This is a genomic window from Burkholderia pyrrocinia (assembly GCF_022809715.1).
Taxonomy (GTDB): domain Bacteria; phylum Pseudomonadota; class Gammaproteobacteria; order Burkholderiales; family Burkholderiaceae; genus Burkholderia; species Burkholderia pyrrocinia_C.
Window position 1 is genome coordinate 2,579,807 of sequence record NZ_CP094459.1, and the last position, 17,450, is coordinate 2,597,256.

Consider the following 17,450-nt stretch of genomic DNA (forward strand, 5'->3'; position numbering starts at 1 on the left):
CGCTCAGGGCGTCAGGACCGGCCCGAGCGGCCAGGTGCCGGACAGCACCTTGTCGAGCCACATCGTGCCGATGATCGTCTTCACGTCGGTGATCTGCCCGGTGCGCACCCATTCCTGCAGGTCGGATTGCGTGGCGGTGAAGGTTTCGAGGAATTCGCCTTCGTCGAGCTTGCGCTCGCCGGCCGTCAGCCCGCGCGCGAGATACAGGTCGATGAATTCGGTCGAATAGGAAATGATCGGGTGAATGCGGGCCAGGAACACGTATTCGCGTGCCGTGTAACCCGTTTCCTCGCGCAATTCGCGCACCGCGCACGCAAGCGCGCCTTCGTCCGGATCGAGCTTGCCGGCCGGGAATTCGGCCATCACCTTGCCGATCGGGTAGCGATACTGGCTTTCCATCAGCACGCGGCCGTCCTCGAACAGCGGGATCACCATCACCGCGCCCGGGTGCTGGACGTATTCGCGCGTGGCCTTCTTGCCGTCCGGCAAACGGACGGTATCGCGCTTGAGCTTGAGGAACGAGCCGTCGAAGATCGCCTCGCTTTCGAGGCAGGTTTCGGTCAGTGCGGCGTCGTGATTGGGTAGTTCGGCCATCGGCGGCTCCAAGATTGAGCACGACTGACGGCCGAAGCCGTCAGCGTCGTTTGACGAGATACTGGAACGTGAAGCCGGGAAACGCGAACACGATGAAAAGACTGAACGTGATCGCGTAAAACTGCCAGCCCTGTTCGAAGCGGTTGCCGGCGCGCGACTCGAGCCAGAAGCCGAGCGCGCCGACCACGAAGTACAGCACGATCAGCTCGCCGATCCGCACCCACGCACTCTTCTTCGCCGCGCCGAACGGCACGACGGCGAAGAGGCGTTGGTTCAGGAACGGCAGGTTGGCGCACACGAGCGCCAACAGCACGATAAACCAGCCGGCTGCCGACATTACAGCGGCAGCGTGTGACGGATCGCCTGCAGGCACGCCGTCAGCAGCGGGCTCGGGATCAGGCCGAGCACGACGACCGCCAGGCCGTTCAGCACGAGGATCGTGCGCTTGCAGATATCGCCCGAGATCGGCGTCGAATCCTGCGGTGCATCGAAGTACATCAGCTTCACGATGCGCAGGTAGTAGAACGCGCCGAACAGCGACGTGATCACGGCCAGCACGGCCAGCCACGTGAGGCCCGCGTTGACGGTTGCCTCGAGCACGGCAAGCTTCGCGTAGAAGCCGACGGTCGGCGGGATGCCTGCCAGCGAGAACATCATGACCATCATCACGAACGCGAACACCGGGCTGCGCTTGTTGAGGCCCTTGAAGTCGTCGATCGTTTCGGCTTCGAAATCGCGGCGCGCGAGCAGCATCACCACGCCGAACGAGCCGAGCGTCGTGATCAGGTAGACGATCGCGTAGAACATCGCCGAGCTGTATGCGTTCGCCGGTGCCGCCGCGTCGCCCTTCACGATGCCCGCGAGCAGGCCGAGCAGCACGAAGCCCATGTTCGAGATCGCCGAGTAGGCGAGCATCCGCTTGATGTTGCGCTGGACGATACCCGTGATGTTGCCGACGATCAGCGACAGTGCGGCGAGGATCACGAGCGCGGTCTGCCAGTTCTGCGCGAGCGGCAGCAGGCCCATCACCAGGAACCGCAGGCCCCACGCGAACGCGGCAACCTTCGGGCCGCCGCCGACGAACAGCGTCATCGCGGTCGGTGCGCCCTGGTAGACGTCCGGCACCCACATGTGGAACGGCACGGCGCCGAGCTTGAACGCGATACCGGCGACGATGAAGACCACGCCGAACATCAGCACGGCTGCGTCGGTGTTGCCGCCGACCGCCTTGTACACCTCGCCCAGCTCGAGCGAGCCGGTCGCACCGTAGAGCATCGAGATGCCGTACAGCACGAAGCCCGACGCAAGCGCGCCCAGCACGTAGTACTTCATCGCGGCTTCGCTCGACTGCGGGGCATCGCGGCGCAGCGCGATGACCGCGTACAGCGACAGCGACATCAGTTCGAGACCGAGGTACAGCGTCAGGAAGTTGTTGCCCGACACCATGACCAGCTGGCCGAGCAGCGAGAACATGCCGAGCAGGAACACGTCGCCGCGGAACATGTCGCGATCTTCGAGGTACTTGCGCGAATAGACGAGCGAGACCGCGAAACCGAACGACACGACGGCCTTCATCGTGCTCGCGAACGAGTCGACGACGACCATCTTCGAGAAGAAGTAGTACTGCTGCGGGTCGAGCGCCTGCACCGCAAACCACACGCCGGCGACGACCGACGATACGACCGCGATCAGATAGGTCAGCCGGCGGCCGGAAGCACCGGTAAAGGTGTCGTTCAGCCATGCGACGACGATGGCGGCCATCACCAGCGCGTCAGGCAACAGGACATTCATAGGAGCGTTTTGCATGATCTTGATTTCCTCCGCTCGCGATTACTGGGCCAGCGGCAGCTTGGACTGCGCGACGTGGGAGAGGAGGTTTTCGACGGAAACGTGCATCACGTCGGTAAAGGGCTTCGGATACAGGCCCATCAGCATCGTGAACGCGGCCAGCACGGCCAGCATCAGGAATTCGCGACGGCCGATGTCCTTCAGCTTGGCGACGTGATCGTTCGCCACCGCGCCGAAGTACACGCGCTTGTACATCCACAGCGTGTATGCGGCACCGAGGATCAGCGTGAATGCCGCGCCGAATGCGATCCAGAAGTTGTACTGGACGGCCGCGAGAATCACCATGAACTCGCCGACGAAACCCGACGTACCCGGCAGGCCGCAGTTGGCCATCGAGAACAGCATCGCGAATGCCGCGAACTTCGGCATCACGTTGACGACGCCGCCGTAGTCGGCGATCTGGCGCGAGTGCAAGCGGTCGTACAGCACGCCGATGCAGAGGAACATCGCGCCCGACACGAAGCCGTGCGAGATCATCTGGACGATCGCGCCTTCGACGCCGAGCTGGTTGAAGATGAAGAAGCCGAGCGTGACGAAGCCCATGTGCGCAATCGACGAATACGCGACCAGCTTCTTCATGTCGGACTGCACCATCGCGACGAGGCCGATGTAGATCACCGCGATCAGCGACAGCGTGATCACGACGGGTGCCAGGAAGTGGCTCGCGTCAGGCGTGATCGGCAGCGAGAAGCGCAGGAAACCGTACGCGCCGAGCTTCAGCATGATCGCAGCCAGCACGACCGAACCGCCCGTCGGCGCTTCCACGTGCGCGTCCGGCAGCCAGGTGTGCACCGGCCACATCGGCACCTTCACCGCGAACGCAAGGAAGAACGCGATGAACAGCAGGATCTGTGGCGTCATCGCGATCTTCGCGTTCTGCCACGTCGCGAGGTCGAACGAGTGCGTTTCCGTGTACAGGTAGATCAGCGCGACCAGCATCAGCAGCGAGCCGGCCAGCGTGTACAGGAAGAACTTGAACGCCGCATACACGCGGTTCGGGCCGCCCCACACGCCGATGATGATGTACATCGGGATCAGGGTCGCCTCGAAGAACACGTAGAACAGCAGGCCGTCGGCCGCCGAGAACACGCCGATCATGATCCCGGACAGGATCAGGAAGGCCGCGAGGTACTGCGCGACGTTCTCGGTGATCACTTCCCACGCGGCGATCACGACGATCACCGTGATCAGCGCGGTCAGTACGACGAACCACATCGAGATACCGTCGACGCCGAGGTGATACGCGATGTCGAAGCGTTCGATCCAGGTCGACTTCTCGACGAACTGCAGCGCAGCCGTGCTCGAGTCGAAGCCCGTGATCAGCGGAATCGTGACCGCGAGGCCGAGCAGCGAGCCGATCAGCGCGACCCAGCGGGCCGTCCCCGGATTTTTGTCGTTACCCACCGCGAGCACGAGGAGGCCGAAAACGATCGGCAGCCAGATCGCGGTACTGAGAATCGGAAAAGCGTGCATTGTTCTTGTCCCCTCGCCTTATTTGCCGCCGAGCGTTACAAACAGGGTCAAGAGCCCCAGCATGCCGATGATCATGGCGAACGCGTAGTGATAGATGTAACCGGATTGGAGGAAGCGGATCACGCCGGCGAACCAGCCGATGAACCGGGCGCTGCCGTTGACGAGACCGTCGATCACGACGACATCGCCCTCTTTCCACAGACCGCGGCCGATCGCGACCGAGCCCTTGGCAAACACCACCTCGTTGATCTTGTCCATGTAGTACTTGTTGTCGAGCAGCGTGTAGATCGGGCCGAACGCGCGGCGGATCACGGCAGGCAGCTCAGGACGCTTCAGGTACAGGAACCACGCGACCACGACGCCGGCGATCGCGAGCCACAACGGCAGCGTCGTCAGCGAGTGCAGGCCCATCGCGGCCCAGCCATGGAATTCCTTGCCCAGCTCTTCGAGGCCCGGGTGGTTTTCGCCGATGAAGATCACCTTGTCGAATGCCACGCCATGTTCGAAGAAGCTGCCGTACAGCATCGGGCCGATCGCGATCGCACCGACGATCACCGACGGAATCGCGAGCAGCACGAGCGGCAGCCACACGACCCACGGGGTCTCGTGCGGTTCGTGTGCGTGGTCGTCGTGACCATGGCCGTGGCCGTGATCGTCGTGACCGTGCGCGGCCGCCATGCCCATCGGCGATTCAGGATGCTTCGGCTTGCGGAAGCGCTCTTCGCCGTGGAACACGAGGAAGTACATGCGGAACGAGTACAGCGCCGTCACGAACACGCTGGCGACCACCGCGAAGTACGCGAAGCCCGAACCCGCGAGATGCGATTCCTTCACGGCCTCGATGATCGAATCCTTCGAGTAGAAGCCGGAGAAGAACGGCGTGCCGATCAGTGCGAGCGAGCCGATCAGCGACGTGATCCACGTGATCGGCATGTACTTGCGCAGGCCGCCCATGTTGCGGATGTCCTGGTCGTGGTGCATGCCGATGATCACCGAGCCCGCGGCGAGGAACAGCAGCGCCTTGAAGAACGCGTGCGTCATCAGGTGGAACAATGCGACCGGGTACGCGGACACGCCGAGCGCGACCGTCATGTAGCCGAGCTGCGACAGCGTCGAATACGCGACCACGCGCTTGATGTCGTTCTGGATGATGCCGAGGAAGCCCATGAACAGCGCCGTGATCGCGCCGATCACCGTGACGAACGACAGCGCGGTGTCCGACAGCTCGAACAGCGGCGACATGCGCGACACCATGAAGATGCCGGCCGTCACCATCGTCGCCGCGTGAATCAGCGCCGAGATCGGGGTCGGGCCTTCCATCGAGTCCGGCAGCCACACGTGCAGCGGGAACTGTGCCGATTTACCCATCGCGCCGATGAACAGGCAGATACAGGCGACGGTCAGCAGGCCCCAGTCGGTGCCCGGGAAGTGCAGGCTCGCGAGCTCCGCGCGCTTCGCGAACACTTCGCCGTAGTTCATCGAGCCGGCGAACGCGAGCAGCAGGCCGATGCCGAGCAGGAAGCCGAAGTCGCCCACGCGGTTCACGAGGAACGCCTTCATGTTCGCGTAGATCGCGCTCTCACGCGTGAAGTAGAAGCCGATCAGCAGGTACGACACCAGACCCACCGCTTCCCAGCCGAAGAACAGCTGCAGGAAGTTGTTGCTCATCACGAGCATCAGCATCGAGAACGTGAACAGCGAGATGTACGAGAAGAAGCGCTGGTAGCCGTCTTCTTCCGACATGTAGCCGATCGTGTAGATGTGCACCATCAGCGACACGAAGGTCACGACGACCATCATCATCGCGGTCATCGAATCGACCAGGAAGCCGACTTCGAGCTTCAGCGAGCCGACCCGCATCCATTCGTAGATGGTCGCGTTGAAGCTCGCGCCGCCCATCACGTCGACGAAGACTTTCGCCGACAGGAGGAACGCGATCATCACGCCGAGGATCGTGATCCGGTGTGCGCCCTTGCGCCCGACTGCGTTCCCGAACAGCCCCGCAATCAGCGAGCCGGCCAGCGGAGCGAGCGGAATCGCCAGCAGCAGGTTTTCATTGAGTGTCGTTGACATAACAGCGTTGCCTGAAATTAACCTTTGAGCTGATCGAGATCCTCGACATTGATCGTGTCGAGCTTACGGAACAGGGTCACCAGAATCGCGAGGCCGATCGCGGCTTCCGCTGCGGCGACCGTCAGCACGAAGAACACGAAGATCTGGCCGTGCACATCGCCGAGGTAGTGCGAGAACGCGACGAAGTTGGTATTCACCGCCAGCAGCATCAGTTCGATCGCCATCAGGATGATGATGATGTTGCGGCGGTTCAGGAAGATCCCGACGATCGCGATCGCAAACAGGATCGCGCCGAGCACGAGGTAGTGAGCAAGAGTCAACATGGTTTTCTTTCCTCCGCTTAGCCGTTGGTGCTCGTACCGGCTTCGCTCTGCGCCGTTTCCGGCTCCGGCTTGTCCGCTTCCATCTTCACGAGGCGCACGCGATCGTTGCGGCGCACCTTGACCTGATCCGACACGCGCTGGCGCTTGCTGTCCTTGCCCTTGCGCTCGGTCAGCCCGATCGCGGCAATGATCGCGACCAGCAGCACGAGGCCGGCGATTTCAAACGCGAAGATGTAGTCGGTGTAGATCACCTTGCCGATCAGTCGCGTGTTCGACCAGTTGGCCATCTCGCCCGTCGCCATCGCGTGCACCGTGTGCGTGTCGCCGTAGCCGCGCCAAAGGATCAGCGCGGTCTCGATCACGATGATCGCGCCGACCACGGTCGCCATCGGTACGAAGCGCTTGAAGTCGCGGCGCAGGTAGTCGATGTTGATGTCCAGCATCATCACGACGAACAGGAACAGCACCATCACGGCGCCCACGTAGACCAGCACCAGCAGGATCGCGAGGAACTCCGCTTCCAGCAGCATCCAGATCGCGGCGGCGTTGAAGAACGCCAGCACAAGGAAAAGCGCAGACGCCACCGGGTTGCGCGAAGTGATCACCTTCAGCCCTGATACCACCAGGAGCAGCGCGAAGATGTAGAACAGTACGGTCGTGAATTCCATGATTACCGGTTCATCGTTAGGCCATAGTCAGGCGCGGCTTGCGGGACGCCCGCACCCGTCGCGGCGGCTCGGCCCATGTTGCGGGCCGGCACTGCAAACACAATCAACGATACGGCGCGTCGGCAGCCTTCGCCGCGGCGATGTCCTTCTCGTAGCGATCGCCCACCGCGAGCAGCATTTCCTTCGTGAAATACAGGTCGCCGCGCTTTTCGCCGTGGTACTCGAGAATCTGCGTCTCGACGATCGAATCGACCGGGCAGCTCTCTTCGCAGAAACCGCAGAAGATGCACTTCGTCAGGTCGATGTCGTAGCGCGTCGTGCGGCGCGTGTTGTCCGCGCGCGTTTCCGATTCGATCGTGATCGCCAATGCGGGACACACGGCCTCGCACAGCTTGCACGCGATGCAGCGCTCTTCGCCGTTCTCGTAGCGGCGCAGTGCGTGCAGCCCCCGAAAACGCGGCGAGATCGGGGTCTTCTCTTCCGGGAACTGCACGGTGAACTTGCGCTTGAACGTGTAACGACCGGTCAGCGCGAGCCCCTTCAGCAGCTCGGTCAGGAAGAAGGTCTTAAAGAAGTGTTGGATTGCCGTCATGATTTCGTCCGATTACTTCACCCAGATGTTGAGCGGCGACATCATCCAGAAGCCGACCACGACCACCCAGATCACCGTGACGGGCAGGAACACCTTCCAGCCCAGACGCATGATCTGGTCGTAACGGTAGCGCGGGAACGTCGCGCGAACCCAGATGAACACCGACAGCAGCGCAAAGACCTTCAGCACCAGCCAGAAGATGCCCGGAATGAACGACAGGAACTCGAACGGTGCATCCCAGCCGCCGAGGAACAGCGTCGCAGCCAGTGCCGAGATCACGATCATGTTGATGTACTCGGCGAGGAAGAACAGCGCGAACGCCATGCCCGAGTAGTCGATCATGTGACCGGCAACGATTTCCGACTCCCCTTCCACCACGTCGAACGGGTGACGGTTCGTTTCGGCGATGCCCGAGATGAAGTAGACGACGAACGCCGGCAGCAGCGGCAGCCAGTTCCACGACAGGAAGTTCACGCCGTGGCCCGCGAAGAAGCCGTGCTGCTGCGAACCGACGATTTCCGACATGTTCAGGCTGCCGGCCGTCATCAGCACCAGCACCAGCGCGAAGCCCATCGAGATTTCGTACGAGACCATCTGCGCCGCGGCGCGCATCGCGCCGAGGAACGCGTACTTCGAGTTCGACGCCCAGCCCGCAAGGATCACCGCGTACACGCCGATCGACGAGATCGCCATCGCGTACAGCAGGCCCGCGTTGATGTTCGCGAGCACGGCCTGAGCCTGGAACGGGATCACGGCCCACACGGCGAATGCCGGCACGACGGTCATGACCGGCGCGATCAGGTACAGCCAGCGGCTGGCGGCGCTCGGCTGAATGACTTCCTTCAGCAGCAGCTTCAGCACGTCGGCGATCGGCTGCAGCAGGCCGCCGGGGCCGACGCGGTTCGGACCGAGACGCACGTGCATCCAGCCGATCAGCTTGCGTTCCCACAGAATCAGGTACGCGACGCACAGCAGGATGACGACGGAGACGACGAGGATGCGCACGACTGCCCACACCGTCGGCCACGCGAAGCCGAGAAGCTGGGCTCCGCCCGCGTTGATCGTATCGAACAAGCTCATTTACGCCTTCTCCACCACCAGTTCACCGGACAGGCTGCCGAGCGCTGCGCCGGCAGGCGTCGCCGCCGACACGCGAACGACCGTCTCCGCAAGATTCGCGTCGCGCACGGCCGGCAACTGCACCGCACGCTCGCCCTGGCGCACGCGCACGGCGTCGCCTTCCTTCAAGCCCAGCTTGTCGAACAGCGCGGCCGGCAGGGCTGCGGCATTCGCCGCCTTCGCGGCGGCCGTCAGGTGCAGTGCACCTGCGCGGCGCACGAGCGCGTCGGCGTGATAGATCGGCACATCGGCCAGGCGCTCGAAGCCGCCGTTCGCGGCATTCGCCGCGACGCGCGCCGGCGCGACCGACGTCTGGTTCGACAGACGGCCCGCGACGCCTTCATCGCCGAGCGCCGCGAGACGCACTTCTTCCGCCGTCTCGTATTCGAAGTTCGGCAGGCCGAGCAGGCTGCCCAGCACGCGCAGCACCTTCCAGGCCGGACGCGTGTCGCCGAGCGGGCGCACGACGCCGTTGAAGCTCTGCACGGTGCCTTCCGCGTTGACGAACGTGCCGGCCGTTTCCGTGAACGGCGCAACCGGCAGCAGCACGTCGGCGTAGTCGAGGCCGTGCTTGAACGGCGACATCACGACGACCATCTCGGCCTGGTTCAGCGCGGCAAGCGCCTGCGCCGGATCGGCAGTGTCGAATTCCGGTTCGACGTTCAGCAGCACGTAGCCCTTGCGCGGCTGCGCGAACGCTTCGCGCGCATTCAGGCCGCCTTCGCCCGGCAGCGCGCCGACGACGTGCGCGCCGACCGTGTTAGCCGCTTCCGTCAGGAAGCCGAACGTGGCGCCGGTGTTGTCGGCGATCCACTGGGCGACCGCGTGCAGCTTCGCGAATTCCGGATGGCGGACCGCGACGTTGCCGAGCAGCACCGCGCGTCGCTCGCCGTTCGCGAGCGACTGCGCGACCGCCTGGGCGGCCGGCGATGCGGTGACGCCGGCGAGCGTGTCGGGCAGCGCGACGCCGCGCAGTTGCGCGACGGCCGCGGCGATGCCGGCCAGCTCGTCGAGCCATGCCGACGGCGCGGCGACGATGCGCTGCGCGGTCGGGATCAGTGCGTCGTCACCGGTCGCGTGCAGGAAGTGCAGCTTCGCGCCGTTCTTCGCGGCCTGACGCAGGCGCGCGGCGAACAGCGGATGGTCGCGGCGCAGGAACGAACCGACGACGAACGCGGCGTCCACGTTCGACAGGTCGGCGATCGGCATGCCGAGCCACGGCGCGCCCTGCACCGGCGCCGAGAAATCCTGCTGACGCAGACGGAAATCGACGTTCGGCGTCTTCAGTTCGTGTGCGAGCTGCTTCACGAGGAACAGCTCTTCAGCGGTGCTGTGCGCGCTCGCGAGCATCGCCAGCGCGTTCGCGCCGTGATCCGCGGCGATGCCCTTCAGGCCCTTCGCGACGTATTCGAGCGCGGTCTGCCAGTCGGTTTCGATCCACTGGCCGCCCTGCTTCAGCATCGGCTTCGTCAGGCGCTCTTCGCTGTTGAGGCCTTCATACGAGAAGCGGTCCTTGTCCGAGATCCAGCATTCGTTGATCGCTTCGTTCTCGAACGGCAGCACGCGCATCACGCGGTTGTTCTTCACCTGCACGACGAGGTTCGCGCCGACGGAATCGTGCGGGCTCACCGACTTGCGGCGCGACAGTTCCCAAGTACGGGCGCTGTAGCGGAACGGCTTGCTGGTCAGCGCGCCGACCGGGCACAGGTCGATCATGTTGCCCGACATCTCGGAATCGACCGTCTTGCCGACGAACGTCGTGATTTCCGAGTGCTCGCCGCGGCCCAGCATGCCGAACTCCATCACGCCGGCGATTTCCTGGCCGAAGCGGACGCAGCGCGTGCAGTGGATGCAGCGCGACATTTCTTCCATCGAGATCAGCGGGCCCACGTTCTTGTGGAACACCACGCGCTTTTCTTCCGAGTAGCGCGACGACGACTTGCCGTAGCCGACCGCCAGATCCTGCAGCTGGCATTCGCCGCCCTGATCGCAGATCGGGCAATCGAGCGGGTGATTGATGAGGAGGAATTCCATCACCGACTGCTGCGCCTTCACGGCCTTGTCGGACTGCGTGTGGACGATCATGCCGGCCGACACGGGAGTCGCGCAGGCAGGCACGGCCTTCGGCATCTTCTCGACTTCGACGAGACACATCCGGCAGTTGGCCGCAACCGACAGTTTCTTGTGATAGCAGAAGTGAGGAATGTACGTATCCGCCTTGTGCGCAGCCTGGATCACCATGCTGCCTTCGGGCACCTCGACCTTCTTGCCGTCTATTTCAAGTTCAACCATGATGGTGAATGGTCCTTAACCTATTTCCGCCCGTTCGCGCCTTCGCCCGACCGTGCGCTCAAATTCCGCAACCGGGTTCGCTTCAGGCCGCAGCCGCGTGCGCGTGGCCGCCGACCATGCAGTGCTTGTGCTCGACGTGGTACGCGAATTCGTCCCAGTAGTGCTTGAGCATCCCGCGTACCGGCATCGCCGCCGCATCGCCGAGCGCACAGATCGTGCGGCCCATGATGTTCTCGGCAACCGAGTTCAGCAGGTCCAGATCCTCCTGGCGGCCTTCGCCGTGCTCGATACGGTTCACGACGCGATACAGCCAGCCGGTGCCTTCGCGGCACGGCGTGCACTGGCCGCACGATTCCTCGTAGTAGAAGTACGACAGACGCAGCAGCGAGCGCACCATGCAGCGCGTCTCGTCCATCACGATCACCGCGCCGGAACCGAGCATCGAGCCCGCCTTCGCGATCGAATCGTAGTCGAGATCGGTCTGCATCATGATGTCGCCCGGGATCACCGGTGCCGACGAACCGCCCGGAATCACGGCCTTGATCTTCTTGCCGCCGCGCATCCCGCCGGCGAGCTCCATCAGCGTCGCGAACGGCGTGCCGAGCGGCACTTCGTAGTTGCCCGGACGCTCGACGTCGCCCGACACCGAGAAAATCTTCGTGCCGCCGTTGTTCGGCTTGCCGATCTCGAGATAATTCTGCGGCCCGATGGACAGCAGGAACGGCACCGCGGCGAACGTCTCGGTGTTGTTGATCGTGGTCGGCTTGCCGTACACGCCGAAGCTCGCCGGGAACGGCGGCTTGAAGCGCGGCTGGCCCTTCTTGCCTTCGAGCGACTCGAGCAGCGCCGTTTCCTCGCCGCAGATGTACGCGCCGTAACCGTGGTGCGCGTGCAGCTGGAACGAGAATTCGGAACCCATGATGTGGTCGCCGAGGAAGCCTGCGGCGCGCGCTTCATCGAGCGCGGCCTCGAAGCGCCGATACACTTCGAAGATTTCGCCGTGGATGTAGTTGTAGCCGACGGTGATGCCCATCGCGTATGCGCCGATGGCCATGCCTTCGATCAGCGCGTGCGGGTTCCAGCGCAGGATGTCGCGATCCTTGAACGTGCCCGGCTCGCCTTCGTCCGAGTTGCAGACGAGGTACTTCTGCCCCGGGAACTGGCGCGGCATGAAGCTCCACTTCAGGCCGGTCGGGAAGCCCGCACCGCCACGGCCGCGCAGGCCCGACGCCTTGACGTCGGCGATCACCTGCTCGGGCGGAATCTTTTCTTCGAGAATGCGGCGCAGCTGCTTGTAGCCGCCGCGCGCGACGTAGTCTTCGAGATGCCAGTTCTCGCCGTTCAGACCAGCGAGGATCAGCGGTTTGATGTGACGGTCGTGGAGGGACGTCATTTCGAGAGCTCCTCAAGCAGCTGGTCGATCTTCTCGCGGCTCATGAAGCTGCACATTCTGTGATTGTTCACCAGCAGCACCGGCGCATCGCCGCACGAGCCCATGCATTCGCCTTCCTTCAGCGTGAACTTGCCGTCGGGCGTGGTTTCGCCGAAGCCGATGCCCAGCTTCTGTTTCAGGTAGTCGGCAGTCGCTTCCGCGCCGCCGTGCGGGCCAAGCTGGCACGGCAGGTTCGTGCAGAGCGTGATCTTGTGCTTGCCGACCGGGTTGAGCTCGTACATCGTGTAGAACGTCGCGACTTCCTGCACGGCGACGGCCGGCATGCCGAGATAGTCCGCAACGAACTGCATCAGTTCGGGCGACAGCCAGCCGTGCTCTTCCTGAGCAACGGCCAACGCCGACATCACGGCGGACTGTTTCTGATCGGCGGGATACTTCGTCAACGCTCGATCGATTTCCTTCAGGCCTTCAGCTGAGATCATTTTCAGACACGACTCTTTCAATTCCTACCGAACGAAGAACCTGCCGCACACTTGGGGTGCATGGACGGCAGACCTGGCGCTCACTCTGTTGACAGCTTGCGAAGTCGCGCCGGTTCAGCGCGCATCGCGTGTGACTTACCGCTCGCCGCCCGGAGCAAACGGGCGGCGCAACCATTAGCGATCGATCTCGCCGAACACGATGTCCTGCGTACCGATGATCGTGACGGCGTCGGCGATCATGTGACCGCGCGCCATTTCGTCGAGCGACGCCAGGTGCGCGAAACCCGGCGCGCGAATCTTGAGGCGATACGGCTTGTTGGCACCGTCCGACACGAGGTAGATGCCGAACTCGCCCTTCGGATGCTCGACCGCCGCGTACGCTTCGCCTTCCGGCACATGGAAACCTTCGGTGAAGAGCTTGAAGTGGTGAATCAAGTCTTCCATGTTGGTCTTCATGCCGACGCGCGACGGCGGTGCAACCTTGTGATTGTCCGTCATCACCGGGCCCGGATTCTTGCGGAGCCACTCAATACACTGTTTCGCGATGCGGATCGACTGGCGCATTTCTTCGACGCGCACCAGATAGCGGTCGTAGCAATCGCCGTTCACGCCGACCGGCACGTCGAAATCCATGCGATCGTACACTTCGTACGGCTGCTTCTTGCGCAGGTCCCACGCGATGCCCGAGCCGCGCAGCATCGGGCCCGTCAGGCCCATCTGCAGCGCACGTTCGGGGCTGACCACGCCGATCCCGACCAGACGCTGCTTCCAGATCCGGTTGTCGGTGAGCAGCGTTTCGTATTCGTCGACGCACTTCGGGAAGCGCGTGAAGAAGTCGTCGATGAAGTCGAGCACCGAGCCGCTGCGCGCTTCGTTCATCTTCGCGAGCGCCTTCTCGTTGCGAATCTTCGACGCCTTGTATTGCGGCATTGCGTCAGGCAGGTCGCGGTAGACGCCGCCCGGACGATAGTACGCCGCGTGCATCCGGGCGCCGGACACCGCTTCGTACACGTCCATCAGGTCTTCGCGTTCGCGGAATGCGTACAGGAACACGGCCATCGCGCCGACGTCGAGTGCGTGCGCGCCGATCCACATCAGGTGGTTCAGCACGCGCGTGATCTCGTCGAACAGCACGCGGATGTACTGCGCGCGCTCCGGCACGTCGATGCCGAGCAGCTTTTCGATCGCGAGCACGTAGCCGTGCTCGTTGACCATCATCGACACGTAGTCGAGACGGTCCATGTACGGCACGGACTGGATGAAGGTCTTGGATTCCGCGAGCTTTTCGGTCGCGCGGTGCAGCAGGCCGATGTGCGGATCGGCACGCTGGATGACTTCGCCGTCGAGCTCGAGCACGAGGCGCAGCACGCCGTGCGCTGCCGGGTGCTGCGGGCCGAAGTTGAGCGTGTAGTTCTTGATTTCTGCCATGACGCCCCCTTAATGTTTCAGACCGCCATAGCGATCCTCGCGGATCACGCGCGGCGTGATTTCGCGCGGCTCGATCGTCACCGGCTGGTACACGACCCGCTTCTCTTCCGGGTCGTAACGCATTTCGACATAACCCGACACCGGGAAGTCCTTGCGGAACGGGTGGCCGATGAAGCCGTAGTCGGTGAGGATGCGGCGCAGGTCGGGGTGGCCCTCGAACACGATGCCGTACAGGTCGAACGCTTCGCGCTCGTACCAGTTCGCGGAGCTCCAGATGTCGACCAGCGATGCCACGATCGGCAGGTCGTCGTCCGGCGCGAACGCACGCAGGCGCAGGCGCCAGTTGTTCGTGACCGACAGCAGGTGCGACACGGCCGCGAAACGCGGGCCGTCGTAGGCGCCGTCGCCGAAGGTCTGGTAGTCGACGCCGCAGAGGTCGATCAGTTGCTCGAAACGCAGCTTCGGATCGTCGCGCAGCGTCTTTGCGACTTCGAGGTAATCGCTCGCCTTCACGACGAGCGTCAGTTCACCGATCGCTTCGGTGAGGCTCACCACGCGCGCGCCGAGCGCGGCTTCGAGGTTTGCCTTGAGGATCTCGATTTTGCTTGCCATATTGAGGGGACGCTCGGGGCTTTATTGACGGGCGATGGTATTGGTGCGGCGGATCTTCGCCTGAAGCTGGATCACGCCGTAGACCAGCGCCTCGGCCGTGGGCGGGCAGCCCGGCACGTAGACGTCGACCGGCACGATCCGGTCGCAGCCGCGGACCACCGAGTACGAGTAGTGGTAGTAACCACCGCCGTTCGCGCACGACCCCATCGAGATCACCCAGCGCGGCTCGGCCATCTGGTCGTACACGCGGCGCAGCGCAGGCGCCATCTTGTTGCAGAGCGTGCCGGCGACGATCATCACGTCCGATTGACGCGGGCTCGGACGAAACACGACGCCGAACCGGTCCAGATCGTAACGGGCCGCGCCCGCATGCATCATCTCGACGGCGCAACACGCGAGCCCGAACGTCATCGGCCACAGCGAGCCGGTACGCGTCCAGTTGATCAGCTTGTCAGCCGTCGTGGTGACAAACCCTTCCTTCAAGACCCCTTCGATACTCATTTGCTTTCCACTCCAGACGAGCGACCGAGCGTGGCCGCCCATGCAAACCGGCGATTAACCCATCACTCCCAGTCGAGCCCGCCTTTCTTCCAGATATAGGCAAAGCCCAGCAGGAATTCGAGCAGAAAAATCATCATTGCGATGAAACCCGGCCAGCCGATGTCCCGGAGCGCGACGCCCCACGGAAACAGGAATGCGGTTTCGAGATCGAAGATGATGAACAGGATGGCGACGAGGTAATACCGGACGTCGAATTTCATCCGGGCGTCTTCAAAGGCTTCGAAGCCGCACTCGTACGGTGCGTTCTTCTCGACGTCCGGCTTGTTGGGACCAAGGAGCTTGCCGATGCTGACCAGCGCTATACCTAAACCAGTGCCCACGAGGAGGAACAACAAAACGGGGTAATAGGCTGCGAGGTTCAAGGCAATCCTCTATCGGTTGGTTCTGAGCGTCCGGAGAATACCACTTCCGGCGGAAGGAATCATTTCGGAGTGCAGGCGATCGCAAGACAACCGCAAGGACACCCCAGAAATGAAAAATGCCAGCCACTGGAAGCGGCTGGCATTGAGTAACTTTGGTGCCGACGGCGAGACTCGAACTCGCACAGCTTTCGCCACTACCCCCTCAAGATAGCGTGTCTACCAATTTCACCACGTCGGCACTGCATGCAACTCGGGTTGTGCTGCTTGTTTCCCGCGAATCGCTTCAAGACTTAAATTCTAACCCGACTTCTAGAATTGTTCAACGCACAAACGCAAAAAATTTAACTTTTTATTTCGGGACGTCCTGGCCCGGCGCGCTTGCAGCCGAACCCGCGGCAGCGGATGCCGCAACGGCCGGCGCCGACGCTGCAGGCGCCGATGCCGGTGCGGTCGCAGCCGCGCCGAGCACGCCCGCCGACGGCGTCGACTTGTACGAACCGAGGTACGTCAGCGCGAGCGTCGCGATAAAAAAGATCGTCGCGAGAATGCCCGTCGTGCGCGACAGGAAGTTCGCCGAGCCCGTCGCACCGAACAGGCTGCCCGACGCGCCGCTGCCGAATGCAGCGCCCATGTCGGCACCCTTGCCGTGCTGCAGCAGCACGAGACCAATCACACCGAGTGCAGACAGTACCTGCACCACAATAATCAGCGTCTTGAATAACAGCATCACACCCACCCGATTGGATCGGGCGACCGGATCGACCGGCCGCCTTCATGGTTCAATTCGATCGCAGACCGCTCAACGCGCGGCCCGGCAGATCGCCAGGAAATCTTCCGCCTTCAGCGACGCGCCGCCGATCAGGCCGCCGTCGATGTCCGGCTGCGCAAACAGCTCTTCCGCGTTGTCCGGCTTCACGCTGCCGCCGTACAGCACGGACACGTCAGCCGCGCCCTTTGCCGCGAGACGCGCACGCAGGAACGCGTGCACGTCCTGTGCCTGCGCCGACGTCGCGCTCTTGCCCGTGCCGATCGCCCAGACCGGCTCGTACGCGACGACGATGCGTGCAGCCTCGTCGGCCGTCAGCACGGCCAGCACCGCGTCGAGCTGCGCACCGACGACCTGCTCGGTCGCGCCCGACTCGCGCTCGTCGAGCGTCTCGCCGACGCACACGACCGGCGTGAGGCCGGCCGCGAGCGCGCGCTGCGTCTTCGCCGCGACCGTCTCGTTGCGCTCGCCGTGATACGCGCGACGCTCCGAGTGGCCGACGATCGCATAGCGCGCGCCGAATTCCGCAACCATCGCGGCCGCCACTTCGCCGGTGAACGCGCCCTGCTCGTGCGCGGACACGTCCTGCGCGCCCCAGGCGACACGACCGCCGTCGAGCTGCGCCTGAACCTGCGCGAGATAGGGGAACGGCACGCACACGCCGACCGACGTTTCGGCCGCCACCGCGCCCGCGCCCTGCACCACTTCGTTCAGCAACGCCTGGTTGCCGGCCAGCCGGCCGTGCATCTTCCAGTTGCCGATCACCCGCTTAGTTCTCTGTTTCGACATCGTGTCTGTCTCGTCACCGCTGTGTCATTAACGCGCCGGAAACCGGCCGTCAGGTTTGATCTGGCGAAGCAAACC

The 17,450-nt window shown here is 63.5% G+C and carries 18 protein-coding genes and 1 tRNA gene; all 19 read right to left on the bottom strand.

Annotation, left to right across the window (positions count from 1 at the left end; translation table 11 throughout):
* Nucleotides 1-3: 3 nt before the first annotated feature.
* Nucleotides 4-594, bottom strand: coding sequence for an NUDIX domain-containing protein (locus tag MRS60_RS11970; RefSeq protein ID WP_243564745.1), 591 nt, complete (start codon nt 592-594; stop codon nt 4-6).
* 40 nt (nt 595-634) lie between these two features.
* Nucleotides 635-931, bottom strand: coding sequence for a DUF2818 family protein (locus MRS60_RS11975; protein WP_034184896.1), 297 nt, complete (start codon nt 929-931; stop codon nt 635-637).
* Complete coding sequence (nuoN, locus tag MRS60_RS11980; RefSeq protein WP_034184895.1) at nt 931-2,385, bottom strand: NADH-quinone oxidoreductase subunit NuoN; 1,455 nt, start codon at nt 2,383-2,385, stop codon at nt 931-933. The genes MRS60_RS11975 and nuoN overlap by 1 nt, the downstream gene beginning before the upstream one ends.
* A 39-nt stretch (nt 2,386-2,424) precedes the next feature.
* The gene (locus MRS60_RS11985; protein WP_034184894.1) at nt 2,425-3,915 is read right to left on the bottom strand and encodes an NADH-quinone oxidoreductase subunit M; all 1,491 of its coding nucleotides are present in this window, start codon (nt 3,913-3,915) and stop codon (nt 2,425-2,427) included.
* An 18-nt stretch (nt 3,916-3,933) separates the two neighbouring features.
* Nucleotides 3,934-5,988 (bottom strand): NADH-quinone oxidoreductase subunit L, encoded by a 2,055-nt coding sequence (gene nuoL, locus MRS60_RS11990; RefSeq protein ID WP_034184893.1) that lies wholly within the window; start codon nt 5,986-5,988, stop codon nt 3,934-3,936.
* 17 nt (nt 5,989-6,005) lie between these two features.
* Nucleotides 6,006-6,311 carry an NADH-quinone oxidoreductase subunit NuoK gene (gene nuoK / locus MRS60_RS11995; RefSeq protein ID WP_004185739.1) on the bottom strand — a complete coding sequence of 102 codons (306 nt, stop codon included), beginning with the start codon at nt 6,309-6,311 and terminating at the stop codon, nt 6,006-6,008.
* A 17-nt stretch (nt 6,312-6,328) separates the two neighbouring features.
* On the bottom strand, nt 6,329-6,979 hold the full coding sequence (locus MRS60_RS12000) for an NADH-quinone oxidoreductase subunit J (RefSeq protein ID WP_034184892.1): 651 nt from the start codon (nt 6,977-6,979) through the stop codon (nt 6,329-6,331).
* A gap of 103 nt (nt 6,980-7,082) precedes the next feature.
* A complete protein-coding gene (nuoI, locus tag MRS60_RS12005; RefSeq protein ID WP_006478270.1) occupies nt 7,083-7,571 on the bottom strand; it encodes an NADH-quinone oxidoreductase subunit NuoI in 489 nt (162 codons plus the stop codon).
* A 12-nt stretch (nt 7,572-7,583) separates the two neighbouring features.
* The gene (nuoH, locus tag MRS60_RS12010; protein WP_034184891.1) at nt 7,584-8,651 is read right to left on the bottom strand and encodes an NADH-quinone oxidoreductase subunit NuoH; all 1,068 of its coding nucleotides are present in this window, start codon (nt 8,649-8,651) and stop codon (nt 7,584-7,586) included.
* Nucleotides 8,652-10,982, bottom strand: coding sequence for an NADH-quinone oxidoreductase subunit NuoG (gene nuoG / locus MRS60_RS12015; protein ID WP_034184890.1), 2,331 nt, complete (start codon nt 10,980-10,982; stop codon nt 8,652-8,654).
* A gap of 82 nt (nt 10,983-11,064) precedes the next feature.
* Complete coding sequence (nuoF, locus tag MRS60_RS12020) at nt 11,065-12,375, bottom strand: NADH-quinone oxidoreductase subunit NuoF (protein WP_034184889.1); 1,311 nt, start codon at nt 12,373-12,375, stop codon at nt 11,065-11,067.
* Nucleotides 12,372-12,857: an NADH-quinone oxidoreductase subunit NuoE gene (gene nuoE / locus MRS60_RS12025; protein ID WP_006756903.1), complete on the bottom strand. Its 486-nt coding sequence runs from the start codon at nt 12,855-12,857 to the stop codon at nt 12,372-12,374. Before nuoE ends, nuoF begins: the two co-directional genes overlap by 4 nt.
* Before the next feature lie 174 nt (nt 12,858-13,031).
* Nucleotides 13,032-14,285, bottom strand: a complete 1,254-nt coding sequence (locus tag MRS60_RS12030) for an NADH-quinone oxidoreductase subunit D (protein WP_034184888.1) — start codon at nt 14,283-14,285, stop codon at nt 13,032-13,034.
* Between the two features lie 9 nt (nt 14,286-14,294).
* A complete protein-coding gene (locus tag MRS60_RS12035; RefSeq protein ID WP_034184887.1) occupies nt 14,295-14,897 on the bottom strand; it encodes an NADH-quinone oxidoreductase subunit C in 603 nt (200 codons plus the stop codon).
* A 21-nt stretch (nt 14,898-14,918) separates the two neighbouring features.
* Complete coding sequence (locus MRS60_RS12040) at nt 14,919-15,398, bottom strand: NuoB/complex I 20 kDa subunit family protein (protein ID WP_006398799.1); 480 nt, start codon at nt 15,396-15,398, stop codon at nt 14,919-14,921.
* A gap of 62 nt (nt 15,399-15,460) precedes the next feature.
* Nucleotides 15,461-15,820 carry an NADH-quinone oxidoreductase subunit A gene (locus tag MRS60_RS12045; protein ID WP_006398798.1) on the bottom strand — a complete coding sequence of 120 codons (360 nt, stop codon included), beginning with the start codon at nt 15,818-15,820 and terminating at the stop codon, nt 15,461-15,463.
* A 153-nt stretch (nt 15,821-15,973) separates the two neighbouring features.
* Nucleotides 15,974-16,058, bottom strand: a tRNA-Leu gene (locus MRS60_RS12050).
* A gap of 111 nt (nt 16,059-16,169) precedes the next feature.
* Nucleotides 16,170-16,547, bottom strand: coding sequence for a preprotein translocase subunit SecG (gene secG / locus MRS60_RS12055; RefSeq protein ID WP_034184886.1), 378 nt, complete (start codon nt 16,545-16,547; stop codon nt 16,170-16,172).
* Between the two features lie 72 nt (nt 16,548-16,619).
* Nucleotides 16,620-17,375: a triose-phosphate isomerase gene (gene tpiA / locus MRS60_RS12060; protein WP_034184885.1), complete on the bottom strand. Its 756-nt coding sequence runs from the start codon at nt 17,373-17,375 to the stop codon at nt 16,620-16,622.
* Nucleotides 17,376-17,450: the final 75 nt, after the last annotated feature.